Genomic DNA, 19,625 nt, shown 5'->3' with positions numbered 1-19,625 from the left:
TCGTGCGCGGTTGCGGGTGGTCAGGCGGGGTGGTTGAAGGCTCCGGCTTGGACGCCTGCGGTGAAGGCATCCCATTCGGTCGGGGTGAAGGCCGGGGCTGGGCCGGTTGGGTTCTTGGAGTCGCGGACGCCGACGATGCCGGTGTCGAGGAAGGCGACCTCGACACAGTCTTTGGACGCCCCGCTGCGGCTGCTCTTGAACCACTTGGCTGCGGATAGGGCAACGTTCACGCTGATACTCCCTTGCCGGTCGGTTTCAGGCGGGGCTGTCGAATTCTCCATCTCGTACGCCTGCGGTGAAGGCGTCCCACTCACCCGGCGCGAACACCAGGGCTGGGCCGGTTGGGTTCTTGGAGTCGCGGACGCCGACGATGCCGGTGTCGAGGAAGGCGACCTCCACACATTCCTTGGTCCCGCCGCTGCGGCTGCTCTTGAACCACTTGGCTGCGGATAGGTCAACGTTCACGCTGATACTCCCTTGCTATCTTCCGCAGCAGTGCCCTGCTGCCGATCTCATCCAGCGCTGCTTGCTGGAGGGTCTGGTACGCGTGTGTGTGTCGCTGCACGATACCCACCTTCTCGGAATACATGTCGCTGGTGTAGTTCTCGGCGTATACGATCGTCGGCTCGATCGGCTCTCCCTGACTATCCGTGGGGAATTCCAGGATCATGAACGGTCCGATCTGGTCACCGGTGGGGTAGCCCGCTGAGAACGGCAGCACACGTATGTTGACGTTAGGCAGTGTGCTGGCGTCTGCCAAATGTTTTAGCTGAGCGGCCATGACTGACGGGCCGCCGATCACGCGGCGCAACACCGCTTCCCCGAGGACTACGTTCAAGGTGGCGGGCCTCGTTTTGCGAGTGATCAGATTCTGTCGGCGCAGTTTCATCGCGATGCGCTGTTCACGTTCTTCGGCGGTATCACCGGGACTGGCGGCTCGTGCCAAGATTCGTGCATAGTCAGCCGTTTGGAGTAGCCCTGGAACAAGATCCGGCTGGTAGGTCGTCAAGGTCTCGGCTGCGGACTCCAAACCCATGTACACACTGAAGTTCGCGGGGATGGTCCCACCGAACTCATGCCACCACGACTTCTCCGCCGCCTGCTTCGCCAACCCCCGAAGCCCTTCCGCGCGTTCGGGATCGATGCGATAGATATCGATCATCCCGTCGAGCTCGCGCATCCGGATCTTCTGGTTCTGCCCCTTCTCATACCGCTGCAGGGTGCTCTTGCTCCACTCCATCAGCCGTGCGGCTTCCTCCAGCGTCAAACCGATCGCGTCACGTGCTTCGCGCAGCAATCGTCCGAGCTGTCGACGAGTGATGCTGCTATCGCTGTCCACCAATGAATTACCCCCATATTTCGAGCCGACATGTGCTCCAGAATCGGGAAGACCCTTCCACAAACTTCGGCTTTGCGCTGGGCTTTTCCACCGATTGACAGGGGTTCCCGTTTCCGCCTTCCAAGACGCCCGCGGGCGGTGTGTCCTAGTCGTGGCGGTCGGCCGGTCCCACGGGACGACCGCCACCATTGACCACCGATACGCCGAGGCGAAGGTTCGCGACGATGACGAACATACAAGCGGGACAGCCGGATACTGCCTACGTCCGTACCCGACCGGACGGCCGTGACGCGCGCAGGCCGAAGGCGGTCGGCCTGGTCCGGACCGGCGTGTCCGGCCTTGCCGCGCCGCGACATGCGGCCGAGATCCGCCGCCACGCAGAACAACTGGGGTACCACTACCTCTACACGGTCCGGCCACCGGACAATCCCGACACCGATCCGATCGGCTACGCCCTCACCATCGCCAGCGGTGTGCAAGCCGCCGCCCTGATCGTCTACGACCTGGCCAGCGTGGACAACACCCCCGCCCGCGTCTGCGAAACCTGCGACCTCGAGACGGTCTGCCCGCCGGTGACCTGGGCCCGCGCCATGCCCAGCAGCATCACCCCGGACCACGCCCACCCCGACCATCCACTCACGGTCGCCGAGTCACACCGAATCATGCAGCGGCACATAACATGCCGCGCCATTGCCTGCCCGATAAAGGCTGCCGCTCTCAGGTGTCTGGTGCGGGCGGGCGCGCTCGTCCCGCCGGCCATGAGCCCACGCGAACGCGCTGCCGCTCGCGGTTTGCCATTCGAACCGATTGGAAACGAACTGCACGAATGGCGCGGCCCCGATCTCGCAACCCTGCTGGACGTGCTCGACGCACTAACCGACACTGATGCTCACACCATCCGGGACACCAGGCCATAGCCCTCGACACATATGGACGGCATCCACCGAACCGAAGCCGACGGCCTGCAAGCAACCTGGCACCTGAACCAGCGTCACGAAATCGGAATCATGTTTGTACACAACACATCCGAAACTACCCTGATCGTCTCCTTCGAACCTGGCGACTACCCCGACCTCGTCCAGGCACGCGAACGCGTCCCAAAACTCGCGAAACTCTGGGACGCCGTCCGCCACGACTTCTGGACCGAAGCCATTCCCGCACACCGACCTTCGCGCACATCCGAAACGCGGAAGCGAGCCTGATGCCGATCAGGACACGCGATTCAGTGTCGCCGCAGCCAGTCGTCGAGTTCGAGTTGGTGCAGGCGACCACCGCGTCCCCACGGTCCCGGCCCGAATTCGACCTCGGCCGCAGAGACGATGGAATCCATTGCGCGGTATTCCGGGGCAGAGTTCATTCGCATCACCTCCGTGCCGACGGTCGATGCCCGGACGGTGTCCATCGAGGGCCAGAAACGATACGGCCAGAAGGTGAACACCCCTGGGGTTCCGTCCGCACCCAGCTGTCCGGTCGCAACCGCCACATGTGCGAATCCGTTCAAGAACACCAAGTCGCCGCGCTGTGGTTGCGGACCGTTGGGCTCGAGATAGCTGTGTGATCCAGATGGTGCGAGCGACAAGTCATGCGTCCCGTGCGGTGCCAGGGCCATCATGGCCACCCGCCCGTGCTGTTCGGCGTCCTCCTCCGCGATCTCCGAACTGTCCAACCAGGTCGGCCCCGTACCACCGACGGGCATACCGATCTGGTCGTTCCACCATTCGAATCTGATGTAGGACCGCAGATAGTCACGATCGAGGACACCGCTCAGGACGCCGCCGTACAGCGGAAGTTTGATGCAGTTCAGAACATTCGCGACATTGATCGGCGGGGGCGCGGACGGCGCCGTCGAGATCGCCCACCGATCGAACTGATGAAAGCGCAGGGGGAGTTTCGCGGTCGCCCAGATCGCTTGCTTACCGACGAGTTGGGTCTCGATGGCATCGGCCACCATCGATCCGGCCTGCGCGGGGTCGAGCTCATCGGGCCGCGCGATGAGAGGCTGGGGCCGTATCGGCCCGGTCAGTGTATCGGGACGAATCGGCATACCAGCAGCGCTGAACTTGGCCGCTGCCTGTTCCAATTCCGCGATCAGAACCATCTGTCCTTCGAACCCCAAATCGGCTGTCGCCGCCAGGAATTCCCGAACCTTGTCCGCATCCTCGAGATGGCCTCGGTACTCCCCGGAGACCACCGCCTCGGCATCGAACGGCAACGATGCCGTCCTCTCCCGCAACGTATTCCACGTCTGCTCCCGAACCCGGTTCGCCGCCTGCCGCAATTGCTGCACTAGCCACTGCGGATCAGCCGGAGATCCCTGTGGTTTGGTCGGCGTCGCCGCGATGGCCGTTTCCCGCTGACGGGGTTGGTCGTTCCCGGGTGGTTGGCCGGGTGGGGGGAATGCGTGCCCCTCGGGGTTGGGGCCGATAGCGTTGACTACCGGGTTGAGGTGTCCAGGGGCGAGTCGCCTGCGGTGTTTCGGGGCGGGGAGGTCGAGTACTGCGGGGTCTATGGTGCCGTCGAAGCGCAGTTCTGGTCCTTGGGGGTCGCCGAGTCCGGGCATACCTGCGGTGCGGGGAGTGCCGGTGGTGGCTCGGGGGCCGGCTTCTGTTCGGTGTTCGGCCGGGGCCGTCGCGTCCGGTTGGTCGCAGGGAATGCTTGGCATCTGTTGTGCGACTGGGTGATCCACGTTCGAGATGCCCGTCGTCTCGGGGAGTCGCGCCCCCGTAGCGTGATTCGCCCCAGGTGCCGTGGGTGTCTGCGTCGGCGACGATCCGATCAGATTATCGATGAACGGGACAGCGATGGTGACGCCCTGCGGGGCGCGGTGCTTGACGGCATCCCTGACGTCGTCAATGAATGCCTGCGTCTCCGGGAGTCCCCGACGGTGCAGGTACCGGCCGAAATCGTGCTCTCCGGCCAGCAGGTCTCGCACGGTAGATACGAACTGTTGGAGTGCTCGATCCGCGCTGGACAACGCGTGGCTTCGGTCCGGCTGCGCTCGGAGGGCCTGGCGAAGTTGATCGGGTGCGGAATCGGACGGTGCCGCAAGCATTTCCGCCACGATCGTCGCGAACCACCGACCGATCCGATCCTCGGCTGATGTTGCGCCGTCGAAGCTCGCCTGTATGTCGCGGGCCTCGCCGAGCAGATAGGGCTCGACAACCGTGTTCAGGTACTTCCCGTCGACCGTCAGGCAGGCGAGATGGTCTTCATAGAGGGTATCGGCAATATGTCGTGTGCTCAGGTACGCCGGTGATTGGCGCTCGAGCAAGCGGCAGCCCGGAAAATGCAGGCCGAACACTCCGCCGCGCAGGAGTTGGTTCCAGTGCGCCTGCTCGGCGGGCGTCAGCAGGGGCGGTGCCATCCATTCGTGTTCCGCGGGGATCAGCGGCCTCGGAGCCACCAACAGGCAGTAGGGATATTGCGGAAGCTCGTCGAGGGACAGAGCGCGGGCAATCTGGGCGATGATGTTGGACAATCCATCCGCGTTCTGGGTCTGAAACTTCCAGACCGGGAACAACACACCGGGCAGCTTCTGCCGGTACTGCACGATCAGCAGCGCGCCCAGCTCCGAATTCGGCAGGCCGAGCTGCGCTGCGGCCTCGAGCGCGGCCGCAGTGAGCGCGCTGAGCGTGCTCAACCGAGCACTCCGCTCCGCCAGCCAGGAGAGCTCCCAGGCTCGCTGCTCCAGGCTATCGATCCAGTCCCGGCCCTGCGGCTCACCGGCCTCGGGCTCCGGCAGTTCTTCGATGTAGTCGAAACCGTGGTGGAGCAACTCCGCCCTTAGCGCAGCAGAACCGGAACTGCCTGTGCCCGAGGAGGTTTCGCTAGTAGCAGGGGGTATGGTGTGGTGCTGGGTGTGGCGTGCCGACGCTTCGTCCGGGTTTTCGGGGGTTGGTTGTTGGTTGTCAGGGAGGAGCTGGGGGCGGGCTTCGGCGGCGTTCATGGTCTCCGGCGAATGCGCACCATGTGCCTTCGGCGCGATGGTTCGCACCACATCGGGTGCGCGGCCTTCGAAGTTCTCGTGCAGTTCGATCGCCCTGCCTGGGAACCGATCCAGTAGGGCGGCATAGGCCATTCTCTGGAATTTCTCGAATTGCGGGTGATCGAGTTGCGGATCCCGGTGATTGATGAACGCGCGGACCGGTCCGTCGTCGATGTCTCGGTACTCGATGCGGCACCGGACCGTAAGATCGCCGATCTCGATATCGATCACTTCTGGAATGCCGAAAGTGTCTCGCAAATCGGGGTGCGACGGTCCCCGGGCCTCGATCACGAGCAGCACCAGGGCGTCCGGTCCGCTGTCCGTGCGGACAGCGGACACGACTCCGGCCGCCGAGTGCCTGGCGTTGCCAGGGAGGAGCCCAAGCGACTCGACGACCATCGTGCCGGATACCGTCGGCCCGGTGGGCGCAGGCTCGGGAGCGTCGTCGGCTGGCTGGTTGCCGGGTGGTGCCGACTGTACGTCCGCGTTATCGGCAGGATAGATTTTGTCGGTTTGCGCAGGTTCGGCGTCCGTGGCGGCTGGCGTAGTCACCGGCGCGGCGGTATCCCGACTCGTCTGCGCTTGCGGAGCGTGCTCGGGTTGTCGACCCGGTACCCCACCGCCGCCATCGGCGTTGAGTTCGGCGAGGTTGTCCACCCATTTGTGCCTCGGTCCCGGCTTGCGGCCACGATCCCAGGCTTTGCCACCGCCGTCGAAGGGCTGATCAGGGTCGGGGAGTTCTCCGACCCCGATCATGCCTGTGGGTCGGGCGGGCCGAGGCGGCGACTCCACGAATGAATCCGGGTGTTGCTGCTGCTCGGCGGCTGGTTCCGCAGATGCCACTGCCCGTGTCTCGACGTCACCGAGCAATAGTGTGGCAAGTCGCTGGATGGCCTTGTAGAAGGTATTTCTGTGGTCCGGCCCGAGTACTCGCGCGACCTCACGCATCGGTTGGTTCTGAATCAGCCGCAGCTCGATCACCGTCTGCTGCTTTTCGCCGAGTTCAGCAAAGTGATGGTTGAATGCCGTTCGATTGTGGGACAAGGCATTCTCGACCACCCGCAACGGTTCGTTACCCGCGTCCGCTTCCAACAATTGAGCGAGGCGGAGAAAAGCGGCCCGTTGCATCATCATGACCGCGCCTACGTTGCTGCCCAGCGCCTCCGCAGTGGTCTCGAGGCTCTCCTTCCGCCGGAATCGGTGATCGAGGCAGGCCCGCTGTGCGTCGGTGAGCTCATCGATGCAGGCTTCTAACGCGGGCCGATCGTTGTCCAAAGCTTCCCGCACGATCGGCGGCAGCCGGTCGAGAATGAGGCTGCGGGTCAACGCCGTCGCGATTTCGGCGGCGGGTACCTCGTGGACCACCGGCGGTTGGGCCGGGCGCGGTTTCTTCGCCGTAGCGGGCGGCTCGTCGTCACCGATGATGTGTCTTTGCTTGGCCACCGCGACAAGCGCCGCCCGATCGCCAGGGGTATCGAGCTTGCCCCGGATGCGTTCGATAGTGGCGGCTCGGTACATCTGATCTGCCAACCGAGGTCGTGATGGGCGGACCGCGTGTGCTTGCTCGAACGCGTAGGCGTAGCTGATCAGCGTCGGTTCGCTCCACGCGCCGGCTCGGAAGGTGACGTTGACGTGCTCTCCGGCGGGATGGTCACCGTCGGCTGGCGTGCGACCGGCCGGAACGATGATCCCTGGGTATCCGGCCTTGTCACCCATGATCGTTCCGTAGTTGTAAACCGACACCAAAGCGGTGAGGTTGTGCTCGGCCATCACCGCGTCGATCCGGGTCTTGCTTTCGGCGAGGTCCAGCGCGAGGTCGGCCAGATATTTCGCGGTATCGGGACTTTCCGGGCCGAGGTCGATTGCCTCGGCGGCCAGGAGCAAGTCCTGGCCATACTTCAGGGCGGTATCGGCGTGTGCGGTGTGGTAGGCGATGAGGTCGGCCAGGGTCTTGATCGGGGCGTCGGCCGGTAGTCGCGACAGATATGCGAGCAGATCCCGTTTGAACTCGTAGGTGAATACGCTCGACCAGGGTGGTTCGCTGTTCTGGAAGCTGTCGGTGGTGTCCAGGTCGACAGTGATCAGGGTTGCGCCCTGAGCCGCCAGCGTATTCAGTGCCGCGTCCCACAAGGGGCGCTGTGGGGCATCCTTAGGTGGAATCCCTGCCGTCATGACGCCGAGCCGGGCTCCGCGCAGAGCGTTCGGGTTCAGATCCTCGGTGAAGTCGTGACCTACCAGTGGGTTGTGCGCGGTTGCCGGGTCTTGGGGGTCGACGCCGACGAGCGCCGTCAGCAACATCGCGGCACCAGCGACGTCCGTACTGAACGCACCTGGCGTGTCCCTCGTGGTCGAGATGGGCACGATGCCCGTGCGGGGAACAGCGCCGACAGTCGGTTTGAGTCCGACTATCGAGTTGTAGTTAGCCGGATCCAGGATCGAGCCGGTTGTTTGGGTGCCGATGCCGAGCGGCGCGACTCCGGCCTTGACACCGACGGCAGGTCCCGTGCTGGAGCCTCCCGGCGTCAAAGCCTCGTCGTATGGGTTGAGGGTCTGGCCGCCGTAGGAGCTGTAGCCACTGGGCATCTTGCTGCTCAGGTAGAACGCGAACTCGGTGAGATTGCCGTGCCCCAGGATCACCGCACCGTCTGCACGCAATTGCGACACCAGAGTGGCGTCCGCGGCAGGATACGAATGCGCCAGGGCCACCGAGCCTGCGGTGGTCGGCATGCCTTCGATGTCGACGTTGCCTTTGACAATGACCGGCATCCCCAGCAGTGGCCCGTGCTCGGCGCCCGATTGCCGGATTTCGTCGGCTCGGCGGGCTTCTTCCAGCACCCGCGGATTGATGCCGATCACCGCGTTCAGTGCCGAAAGTGCTTCGATGCGTTCCAGATACAGCTGAGTCAGCTGCACGCTGGTGATCTGCCCACTGTCCATCAACTCGATCAATAGTGTGGTCGTCGCCGTCACGAGGTCCAGCGTCGATGTCGTGTCATCGTTCGGCAGCCCTGCAACCGGATCGGTTGCGCCGGGATGGTTTTCGCCGAGTATGCCCCTGGCTCGCGCCTCCGCGAGCGTTGCCGTGCGCCCCCGAACGCCGAAGATCTTTCCCGCGCGCTCCACTAACCGCTTCACGGCGCTCTCGGAAATGCTCTCCTGCTCGCCGATTTCCTTGTACGAGAGGTCCTTATCGGCCAAGCGAAGGATCTCGACCTGGCGACCGGACAATCCCTGGTAGTTGGGAATTGGAGCGGGCTCGGTTGCAGCCGCGGGGGCGTCTCCGCCGTGGACCCATTGTGCCGCTAGTTCCCCCAGCACCAACCGATCACCGATGCCGACCTTTTCCGAGATATGCGCGAGGTGGCTCTTCACAGTGCTCGTGGACAAGCCCATCTGTGCTGCGATCTCGCTGTTCGACAGGCGCCCTGCGAGGAAGCCGAGTACCTCGCGCTCACGGTCGGTCAGTTCGACCTGGGGGCTGCTGGTGTCGTTCGTCCCCGCATCCATGGCGTCTTTCATCGCGGCTCGGTCACCGGTTTCGAGTTTGCGTGCCATGCGGGCCAAGTGGTTTCGCACCGTGATTTCGGACAGGCCCAACGCATTCGCGATCTCCTTGTTGGTCAGGCCCTGCTCGACCAGATCGAGCACCTCGACCTCGCGTTCGGACAGCACGCGGTGTGCCGGTGCCTTCGCGATAGCGAAAGTTGATGGTGTCGCGTCCACACGTGAGGTGGATGTGAGCACGCCGTGCTCCTCCATCACACTTCGGGTGGTGACGGCAATCCATCCGTCGATGTCTTGCTTTCGGACCTCATCGAGACGATCGACAGCGCGCGCGCAGGCCTCGTCGGTGATGGTCCGGGCCAATCGAGTTTCACCGGTGAGAGCCGATATCCACGGAAACACCAAGTTGTCGAACCGTTCACGGATCCGTTCGACCGCCCGCTCCGGGTGACCCGCCGCGACATCTTGTTTGAGCAGCTGCCGGAATTGCTGCGCTGTCGGATTGCTGTCGTTGTTGGTCGCCGCTACGGCTTCCGCGCGCGGCTCGGTCTCCGCGGTTGGTTCCGTCGTGGACTGTGTCGGTGTGACCGCGGCCGGATGGTGCTGGTTCCACTCCAAACCGTTGTCACGGTTGTGGTGGAAGCCGACTGCGCCGTCGGGGATTCCGGCGAATCCGGGACCACCTACGGCGGGTCTGAACCGCTGACGTGGCGCGGGTAGGTCGGCTGCGGCGTGTATGTCGAATCCGTGGAGGTTTTCGGTCGCGCCGAAGGGCGGCCCGGCGGTGGTCCGGCCACCGCCGCGGGCGCGTTGCTGTGGCTGGGGCGATGCGGTCGGCTCGGCGGCTGGTTCCGCAGCTGTTCCTGCCCGTGTCTCGGCGTCGCCGAGTAATAGGGCGGCAAGTCGCTGGATGCCCTTGTAGAAGGTATTTCTGTGGTCCGGCCCCAGTATCCGCGCGACCTCACGCATTGGTTGGTTCTGCAAGAGCCGCAGCTCGATCGCTGTCTGCTGTTGTTCACTGAGTTCAGCGAAGTGGTGGTCGAATTCCGCTCTATTGTTGCGCAAGGCATTCTCGACCACCTGCAACGGTTGGTTCCCCGCGTCCGCTTCCAACAATTGAGCAAGGCGGAGAAGGGCAGCCCGTTGCATCACCTTGACCGCACTTACGTTGCTGTACAACGCCTCCGCAGTGGTCTTGAGGCTCTCCTCGCGCCGGAATCGGTGATCGAGGCAGGCCCGCTGAGTCTCGGTGAGCTCATCGATGCACCTTTCCAACGCGGGCCGATTGTTGTCCAACGCTTCTCGCACGATCGGCGGCAGCCGGTCGAGGATGAGACTGCGAGCCAACGCGGTCGCGATTTCGGCGGCGGGTACCTCGTGGACCACCGGCGGTTGGGCCGGGCGCGGTTTCTTCGCCGTAGCGGGCGGCTCGTCGTCACCGATGATGTGTCTTTGCTTGGCCACCGCGACAAGCGCCGCCCGATCGCCAGGGGTATCGAGCTTGCTCCGGATGCGTTCGGTGTAGGTGTACACGACGCGGGGCTTTATTTCATGCGCTTGCGCGATCTCAGCGGTTGTCCAGCCCGCCGCGATCATACGGAGTATTTCGGTCTCGACTTCGTTCAGGTCTCCTTGCCTCGGAGTACGTTCCCGGTGTGCCCCCGGCGCTGCGGGTGGGGCTGAAACTGTTGTGGAAGTGCGTGTTTCGAACCTGTGAGCAGACTCTTCACGAACCGACAGCGGCGAAGTGGGTAGCTGTGCGCGGATGCCTCCCGCGGCCGCAACCCCGACGGCGAATTCGCAGGCCGCACCCCAGACCACGTGTGGCGGAATCGGCCCGACCGATTTCACGCCGGCCGCAGCCATCACGAATCGAACAATACGACCTCTGCGATCGGATGAAAGGGCGTTGAGGCAGCGCCGGACGTCCGATGTGGACGCTTCGGCCCAGACCTGGATCAGTGGATCGGACTCCGCCAGACCGGCGCCCTGGATGACGAGATCCTGGATCCGCTGCCAGATCGCGGCGGCCTGGCGGTGCTGTCCCACAACATTTCCGGCGACGATCGAAACGACCCATTCCTCGATCCCCGTGTTGTTGTCGACCTGGGAGAACCGCTTGATCGCAGTCGCGCATACTTCTTCGGCGATCTCTTGCGCCGATGAGCGCCCGACGGCCCGATCAGCCAGCTGGAACACCTGCGCGCCGAATTGTGCACGAATGAGGTCGACCGCCTGCTCCGGATGACCTTGCGCGACATGCTGTTCGACCAACTGCCTGAGTTGCTCCGGTGTGACGTTGTCGGTCGCGGGCTGGTCGGCCCGCGCAGTCCACGGGGTGGTGCCATTGTCCGATTCCCTGCCGTGCGCGGCGCCAGATGGTTCGGGAGTGTTGGGGTCGGAGTCGCCGGGTGGCTTCGGCAGGGGGGATCCGATCCATTTATCGGAATAGCCGTATCCCGGATCGCCCGGGACGGGCGCGAGCGGATCGAACGCGGTGACCGGCAGCATGTCGCTTCCGAATATCGCTACGAATATCTCTTCTCCGTCGGGCCCGTCGGTTCCCCGAACGTATTCGTGCCATTCCTCCTTGCGGTCTGCCCGATCCAGCCGTTTCTTGTTCGCGTCGTAGCCGACGAGATCGCCTTCGTGGACACAAAGGTTCTGGTCGACCTCCATCACGGTCGCGTGCGCGCCCCAGAGATCGGGATGCTGGACCACCAGCACGGCTCGGGCATCAGCGCCGTGGGCTTTCACCAGATCGGCGGCCTTGTCGCGAGCTGTGCGCCGCTCTTCGGGGGCGAGTCCACTGTGCTCGTCATCCGACGTGAGCCGGTGCGGATGCCAACCGGCATTGGTCAATTCGGAGAATTGCCTGGGCAGGGCACCTTTGGGAGAGAGTGGTCTGTCCGGCATTGTCACCGGGACGCCTGCGAGCAACAGTTGGGACAGCACCCACATGAGACAATCTCGGGCGCCTTCCATCAGTGTTGCCAGCTCCGGGTCGTACCAGGACAGCTCGCGGTCGTCCGGGGTGTGCGATTCGGTGGAGCCGTCATGGATCCGAGGCGCTGTCGGCGACTGCGGTGTGGCCAGGTGACGCGTCAGATCCTGGTCCAACTCGGCCAGCGCGACCACTCTGGCGTCGTCCGGGGTACCGCTCGAATCGAGATGAATCCCGCCGAGCGTCGGTCGGCCACCGGGCTGCGCGGCGTAGTACTCGCGCATTCGGCGCAGCCCGATTACCAGGGATTTCAATCTCGTGACAGCGTCCTCAAGGTCGGAGTGCCCGATCCACATTCCCCGGGCGACTGGGCGGCCGGGGTTGATCCGCGCAGATGTTTCTATTCCTGCGGCCAGCCCGGTGATCCCCGCTGTTGCCGATTCCAAGGTCAGGTCACGGCCGGTCACTGTCAGGTGTACCTCGTCGGCGGCATCGACGTCACCGATGATCAATACGAACTCACCGGGACCGAACCGCAAGATCTGAACGGGCGGTTCCCCGGGCAGTCCGGCGGCGACCTCCTCGGCCATCATGATCGCGGCCACAGCGGCGTCGAGCCGCGCGTTGAGCAGATGAAGTGCGCGCACGGCGTCTTCTCCGGCGCCCTGCAGCGCTTCGATATTTCTGGCCGCGATGCGCTTCATGTCGGCGATGACCGCGCGCGCGTCTCGGTCCAGCCACCGGCCTGGCACATGGTTGAGGTCGACCCGCCCGGCCATCCGTCCGACCATATTCCACCGTTGGTCCCGGTTCAGGAAATGGAAGGCCTCCGTACCGAGAAGGTCGGAGTCCCAGTCGGATTCGCTCAGCAACTGATCCATTTCCAACATCTCGCGGACATTGGACACCTGTTCGGCCGTCGCGGCCGCGTCTCGGGCCCGAGACGTGCTGCCACCCGGCACTTGCGTCGGCAACACTTGCCGGGGCTGTGGTGCGGCGGTGAGTAGCTGATCGGCGATCTTATCGAGCCGGGCATCGAGATCGCGTATTTCCGCGCAGATCTGACGGAGCTCGACCGAGCTCGGTTCGAACGGCGGGTGCGGCTCGACCGGATCGAACAAGCCGAGTGCGGCGATGTCTGCCACCGTGCCGAGTCGGGCGCGTAGCCGCTCGCGCCGCGCGACCGCCGCGCCCCGCTGCCCGAGGAGCCGTTCGAGTTCGCCGAGCCCCGCGTTCAGCCCGGTGAGCTCGGCAGCCAGCGAGGTAAGCGTGGCGAGCTCGCCGTACCGTCGTGCGACCCGATGCCAGGGATCCTCCAACGGCACCCCGCAGAAATCGAAGAAGTCCACCATCCACATGCCCAATGCCGTTGGGGCCACGCCCAAGTGGTCTGCCAGCAGATCCCCGATCCGGTTCCGTTCGGTCTGCAGCGCGGCCGGATCATCGGGATCGAGATCGTATTTCTCGGCCAGCTCGTCAACGGTGCCCCACACCTGCATGCCGCGTGCCTCACCTTCGCGATCCGCCGCGGCGAACTTGCCGAGATGGCGGACTTCGGTCTGGAGTTCGATGACTCGTTCGGCTGCGGCCAGCAGATTCCTGGCATTGCGGAATTGGTCCAGAAAACCCTGCGCGATGATGTTGAGGGATTGCGATGGATCGGTGCCGAGTTGTATGGCCACCATTTCCGCGGCCAGATTGCACCTGGCGCGCAGCTGCTTCAAGTTTTCGGCGCCCGGCGCGAAGAATACTGCTGGATCGATTTGCAACTGCTCGGCCAGCTCGTTACGCCGGGCCACAGCTTGCTCGAGTGACGACACCAGATCGACGGTGCGGGGTGCATCGCCGTTGCCCTGGGGTGTCGCCTGTGCTTCGTGGGCGGCGGGTTCGTCCCATAGCTGGGCATAGGCCGCCGCATCGCCCTCGGACCGCGACTCTGTTGGAGTGTTGGGGCTCTCGGGCGCATGCCGGGCCGCGTCTGTGGGCTCCGGTGTGTTTTCGGGTTGGTTTCCCCGCGCCGCACCACCGCCGTCGATATGGACCTGTGCGCGCTCTTGCATCTGCTTCCACCGCGGCTGGCGCTTCTGCATTCCATCCCAGGGGTTGCCGTCGCGTCCGTCCCAGGCGGGGACGGCGTCTCCAGCTCCGATGAGGGGGGCACGCCGTGGTCTTTGCCTCGGTTCGGGTGTGGGGGATGTTTCAGTTGTGGCCGAACCGCTTTCGCCGTCTTCGGACGGGTTCTCCGGGCTTGTGGCCGCGGCTATCGTCGCGTCCCGTCCCTTGGTGCCCAGCTTTTTGGCGGCGCCAGCTAGATGGTGCTCTGCCGTGTGCGGCGCGATTGTCAGCTGCTGCCCGATAGCACGGGTTGATAGTCCACGTGCTGCCAGACCGACAACTTCGGCTTCACGGCGCGAAAGTTTTTCGATGGCTATTGAATTCAACTGAGCAGGCGTTTCGACCGGATCAGCCGATCCAGCAGACGAAGCGACCTGCGGATCAGTCGGTGCCTCTTGCTCGGGGGTCGTCGATCCGAGCTCTTCGGTGAGGAGACCCCGGCTTCGCGCTGCCGCGAGTATCTCGGCTCTGTCACCGGTTCCGAACTCGCGTGCGATTTTGGCTTGTCGCGCCTGCATCGCACCTAAGGAAATTCCGAGCTCCGCAGCGATTTGCCGATAGGTCATGCCCGTGGCGAGCAAACTGAGGATCTTCATCTGTTCTTCGGGCACCTTCGGGGCAACCGACGGTTGTTTGATCGGTTTATCCGCCGGGTCGTTGCCCAGAAGACCCAATGCGGGCCACTCCGAGTCCGCTGCTGGGGGGGTCGGCGTCGGCGTGGGCTGACTTGCGACGATGGCCCTTACCATGCGGCGGGCCAAGGCCGCGAGCCTCCCCACTTCGGCTGGCGTCGACCCGAGCTGCTCCGCCGCCTGTTCGCGGGTACGGCCGTCGACTGCGGTGAGCCACAGGACTGTTCGTAGATTTTCCGGCAGTGCCTTGAACGCGAGATCGATTGCGGAATCCCCCGAAAGCTCACTCGCCGGATTGCCCGCAGACTGGTCTGTCCAATGTTGAAAGCCACCCATGAGGAGCGGTTGGTCGGGACGATGGCGGAATGCGATTGCGGCACGGTGGACCGACACTGCCAAATATGCGCCGACGCTTCCCGTCGGCCCGCCACCCCGACGGATGGCGGCGAACAAGGCGGCGAAGCGATCGGCGACCACATCCTCGACGTCGGTCGGGTTACTGAGAATTTCCGCGGCGACGCTGGTGGCGAGTCCGCAGTAGTTCCTGTACAACTCATCGAAGGCCGCGACATCGCCCGATTGAACCGCAGCGATGCGCTCCCGGTCACGATCACGCTCCGCTAGCCATCGCTTGGGAATATTGGTGCCGGCCTCGTTCTCGGCCTGGCTGCTATCCGACTCACCAGCTCGGGCCAGCGCGTGCTCGGGATCTGTTGGCAGCGCCGCTGGCTCGGCGGGCGCGTGCATTTCGGTTGGGTGCGGTGTTTTCTGACGCTTATTCCATGGTGTCGCCGGTACTCGACACGCTGGTTCCCCTCCGCTCGATGGGGATACCGCCGATGGCGCGGCATCCGTATCGCCGTGCTTGCTCGGCGAGTCGACGGCCGCGTCCAGTACGGGTTGTTGGGAAGCAGCTGTGGTCTCGCTGGAATCGGTTGCGACGGACCCCGCCGACTCAGCCGCGGCGGCTCCTCGTGATTCCGAATTCTGTTGGTCTGCAACGGTGCCCGGTTCGGTGCTGGTGGGGTTGGTTTCCGATCGCTCGCTCGGCAGATCGCTCGAATAGGAGATACCGCCGTCGGACGCGAGCATTTCGGCGAGCGCGTCGATGTCTGTGACTGGTCCGGCCGTGCCCGTGCCGCTCGAGTCGGATCCACCGCCGTTGCCTCCGCCCCCACCAGTGCCCCCGCCTGCGGCCAGCGGCATCGCGTCCGAGAGCCCGGAGGGATCCGGATCCGACGATCCGACGGCAACATGCTCGGGCGCGGAATCCTCCGGCTCGGTGCTAGCGGGGGTGGTCGTTTGCCCATGCTCTGGCTCGGCACCACCTAGCGGCGTGTGGTCGGCAAACGGCTCAGTGGATGCCCGGTCGCTGGTATCCGCTGGGCCCGGATCGACTTCGCCCGGATATTTGTTCATGAAGACCCCGATGTAATGGGATCTCCAATAGTCGCCATATGACTGGTTCGTGCCGCTTCCGACTTCGTTCAGATCGTGCAGCTGGCCGATCTGCGCGCGGGCCTCATCTCTTGTTAGGACACCCTCCATGAGTTGTTCGTAAATAGCTTCGTAGTTACTGAAATTCGCGCCGCCGACTCGGATGTAGGGTCCGCCGTTGCGCTCGATTTCCCACAGGACTTCTATACCGAAAAGTTTGGCCTCACCTTCATCCAGCAGATGCAGAGCGACATTGCTCTCAACCCATTCTTCGACCGATCCGCCTTCGTAGGGAAGCTCGCGGGGCGGATTGTCGTAGGTGGCGTGGCCCACCTCTTCGGCGATGATCGATATCTTTGTTTTGCAGTAGTGCCCAGGCCGGTATTTTCCGTCTACGACGATCTGCTTGTTATCTCGATCCGCGTAGCTTCCTTCCCCGGCCGGGCCGTATTCGATCGTCCACCCTGCTTGGCGGAGATCGACCGTCCGCGCCGTGAGCGTGGGGGATTTCGCGGCCAGCTCGCAGACCTCGTCGCCGAGTTCGGGGAGGATCCTTCCTTGCGCCAAGAGTCTGTCGGAGTCGGAATTTTGTACGCCGGTATCCCGCCTATCCTTCCAATCCTCAGGGCGCTGAGCCTTCGCACCGCGAGCCCCGCCCACAGGCGGTGCCCCCTCCGTGTCTGTGCCATTCGGAGCCGGGTCGGCCGCCGAGTGGTCGGCAGTGCCGCCCAGGTAGCGACGGTAAGCGGTGCCATCGGTTGCGATAAACAATGCGTGCTGGCTACTGCGCAAGTTCAAGGGGAATGCGGACTCGGCGAGCATGCCTGCGGTGTCCTCGGGCACCCAGGTCGTTGTGTTCCCAGCGCCCTTCGGAGGCGCGGGGTTTTCGGGCGCGGGCGTCGTGGCGTCGTGTCGTGGATTCGATTGTGTGCCTTGGGGTGTGGCCTCGGCAACGGCCTGCTCGGCCATGAAGAGGTTCTCGATCGCATCGGCTAGTCGCCGGAGTTCCAGGTCGCTAGTCGCATCGGCCACCGCACGCAACTCCGTCAGCGGCTCCTCGACGGAGAGGTTTGCGGTCGGGCCCGGTTCCGATAGTCCGAGTAAGTCCGCCAGATGGCGATCCAGTTCTTCGCCCTCAGCAGCGTGTTGCTGCAGTACCGCAGGGTCCGCCCCCGCGGCGGTCGCGGCTTCGATTGCCTGAAGCTGTCGGAGCCGCAGTTCCATCCAGTCGACCAGGTGGTTCAGCTCTCCGGCCGCGACCACCGCCGCCAGGCCGTCTTCGTCGAGCCCGCGAATCCACTGTTGGGCGATGGCCACTACCCGCCGTACCCGCCCTGGTTCTACGAGATCTGTATCTGCGAGCACCGAGAGCGGATCTGCATCTGGGATCACCGCGACCACCGCGATCAGTTCGGTGAGCGCCGCGTCCAGGCGGGTATGCAGTTCGCGCAGGCCGGCGTTCGGATCGTCGGTCGGCCTGTCCGCAGGTGCCTCGGTCCCGGTGAGAGTTGCTCCGGACGCGGTCAGCCACGGATCGACCACTCTGGTGTGGAATTCCTCCATCGCGGCGGCGACCCGCTCCCCATCCTCACCGAGGACGACATCGGTGTATTTGGCTGTGATTACGTCGTTTTCGCGTGTGAGTACCAAGGTGATCCGGCCCGGCTTGCCGAAAATCGGGTTGATCGAAAACACGATCGATAGCGAGTCGTCCGCCGGAAGAACGGACGTGACGTGTACCCAGAACTGGGCGGTGGCCCCGGGAAACATTGTCCTAGCACCGAGAACAGTCGCGCTGGCGCTTTCGCCTCGATTATCGATCAGCGCACCGGCGTCGGGCGCGCCGACCGGGATCTGCTTTCGCCACAGCGCTCCCAGGATTGTGTCGGAGAATTCGAAAGGGATCCCGCTCTTGGTCATTTCGAATAGGCCCTGGGTGACGTACTTCATGTCCTCCGTTGCCTCCGGCAGTATCCCACTGCCGAAGTAGATGTGTACATCTCGGCCATTTACCGCGACCAACTCCCCGAATGCGTACAAGTGTATTTCGGGATCGTCAAATGTGCTCAATAGATCGATATGCCGCGCCGGCATCGTCCATTTGCCGTTTGCCGTGAAAAAGAAGACCTCGCCATCAGACCGCGTGGTATAGGCTGCGCCTTTGTCGTCGGTCAAGCCTTCAGCAGTGGTATGCACTCTGCTGCGCAGGTGCCGTATGGCCGCTTTCGGTCGGTGCAGGCGCCCTGGTATTTGCACAGTGTCGTATTCCGTGCGGTCTTCGGTTTCTGCGGTGGTTTTGGCACCGGTTGTCTTCTCCGCGGGATGGGTCGTATCGCTACCCGCACCGGTCTGGTGAGTAGCGGAACCAGGTGCCACGTCCGTATGAGCGGAGCCGGAAGCGGCGGTAGCCGGGGGGCGGTGAATGCGCGCCTGCTCCCGCAGCGCCGCTGGGTGCTCTCCGGCTCCGACGCCGAATGGTTTTGAATTCGGTTGGCCCGTAGCCTTTCTCGGTTCGGAACCGGCGGCGTTCGCGCTTGCCTGGTCACTCGGCGTGTTGTCGGATGTCGACTGGGCGGGCTCGCGGGGATCGGCTGGGTCCTGCGGACTGTCGGGGCGCCCAAGGAGCTTGGGTGGATGTTTGATGTGCAGGAACCTGGGCAACGGTCGGCGAGCAGGCGTGGGAGTGTCCTCATCGCGGGTGAACGCGGCGTAGAAGCTGTCTTCGAAGGAGTCGTAGGAAGGTTGCCATTTGTTGTCGCCGTTCTCGTCCCCATCGACGTTGCGCACGTGCAGGGTGTCGTTGTCGGGGTCGTGGATGTTGGTGTCGAAAACAAGGATTTCGCCCTCGACGTCGATGACGTAGTGGATATGTGTGCCGACGCTGACCGCGACCCTGTCAATGTTGTTGCCTTTGTCGCGGATGATTTCGACGGCCTTGGCAACCGGGTCGGTACCCTTGGTTTTCATTGGGCGGAGTTGGGCGCCAAGGGTTTTCTCGATCATTCGCCAGTTGTCTTCGGCGTCCCATCTCGGGTCTTTGTCCTTGGGTTCCGGTGCGGTGTCGTCGCCGAGTGCTCGGTGTACGCGGCTGATTTGGATGGCGCAGTTGCGGATGACGGTGGGGTCGGGGGTTTGTGTGTTCGGCGTAGCGTGCTCGGCCGAACCCACTGGTTTCTGAGTGTGCACCTGAGCCGGTGCTTTTGGCGGCAGTGGCTTGTGTGAGGGCCGTCCGAACCAGCCTCGGCCCCGAGTAACGATTCTGGCGAAGACATGGCCCTTTCTGACGAAGAAGACAATGCTGTAGCCAGCCGCGGCGGCGGCGCTGATGGTCGCTGCCAACGCGGCGAGAGTGTCGCCACTGTGCGTGGTCGCCGCGGCGCTGCCCACAAGGGCGCTGCTCGCAGCCAATCCGACGGCGGGGCTGACTCCCACGAACAGGCCTTTCACGCCCCCAGCTCGGCCTCGGATGTCGTCGGGGAAGACACTGGCCTCGTAGGAGGCGACCCGACTGTTCATGGTCCACATCACCAGCGAGTCCGCGAATGTCGAGACGGCTATCACGGCAGGGTTGGTGGTCGCTGCCTGGAGCGCGAAGAATCCGGCCATATTGGCGAGCGCTACCGGGTAGAAGGTGGTCGGCTCTAGCTTGCGAGTCATCTTCGATAGAAC

Annotated in this window: 5 protein-coding genes (1 of these 5 running past the window's edge); 1 reads left to right on the top strand and 4 read right to left on the bottom strand. The window is 64.0% G+C overall.

Annotated elements, in window-relative coordinates; translation table 11 throughout:
• Positions 1 to 20: 20 nt before the first annotated feature.
• Genes ACFYOW_RS44500 through ACFYOW_RS44490 form a run of 3 tightly spaced genes read right to left on the bottom strand, consistent with a single transcriptional unit; the run spans position 21 to position 1,297 of the window.
• Positions 21 to 230, bottom strand: coding sequence for a DUF397 domain-containing protein (locus ACFYOW_RS44500; protein ID WP_387297319.1), 210 nt, complete (start codon positions 228 to 230; stop codon positions 21 to 23).
• Between the two features lie 25 nt (positions 231 to 255).
• Positions 256 to 465 carry a DUF397 domain-containing protein gene (locus ACFYOW_RS44495; protein WP_387297317.1) on the bottom strand — a complete coding sequence of 70 codons (210 nt, stop codon included), beginning with the start codon at positions 463 to 465 and terminating at the stop codon, positions 256 to 258.
• Positions 455 to 1,297 (bottom strand): helix-turn-helix domain-containing protein, encoded by an 843-nt coding sequence (locus ACFYOW_RS44490; RefSeq protein WP_387297315.1) that lies wholly within the window; start codon positions 1,295 to 1,297, stop codon positions 455 to 457. Before ACFYOW_RS44490 ends, ACFYOW_RS44495 begins: the two co-directional genes overlap by 11 nt.
• Positions 1,298 to 1,563: 266 nt before the next feature.
• Here ACFYOW_RS44490 and ACFYOW_RS44485 point away from each other — a divergent pair, with 266 nt between their 5' ends.
• Positions 1,564 to 2,256 carry a hypothetical protein gene (locus ACFYOW_RS44485; protein WP_387297313.1) on the top strand — a complete coding sequence of 231 codons (693 nt, stop codon included), beginning with the start codon at positions 1,564 to 1,566 and terminating at the stop codon, positions 2,254 to 2,256.
• A 305-nt stretch (positions 2,257 to 2,561) separates the two neighbouring features.
• Here the strand turns inward: ACFYOW_RS44485 and ACFYOW_RS44480 are convergent, their stop codons facing one another.
• Positions 2,562 to 19,625, bottom strand: the 3' portion of a protein-coding gene (locus tag ACFYOW_RS44480; protein ID WP_387297311.1) for an MFS transporter. Its footprint extends 14,970 nt past the window's final position; the window shows 17,064 of its 32,034 coding nt (coding positions 14,971-32,034); its start codon lies beyond the right edge, outside the window — the gene reads right to left on this strand; its stop codon occupies positions 2,562 to 2,564.

This window comes from Nocardia sp. NPDC006982, from assembly GCF_042869435.1.
Classification (GTDB): domain Bacteria; phylum Actinomycetota; class Actinomycetes; order Mycobacteriales; family Mycobacteriaceae; genus Nocardia.
The sequence above is the reverse complement of the archived record's forward strand: the minus strand, read 5'-3'. Positions and strand labels throughout refer to the sequence as shown.

What these genes read in the sequence shown, in the direction of transcription:
- ACFYOW_RS44485 (WP_387297313.1), top strand. Translation starts at nt 1,564, where the DNA reads ATGACGAACATACAAGCGGGACAGCCGGATACTGCCTACGTCCGTACC.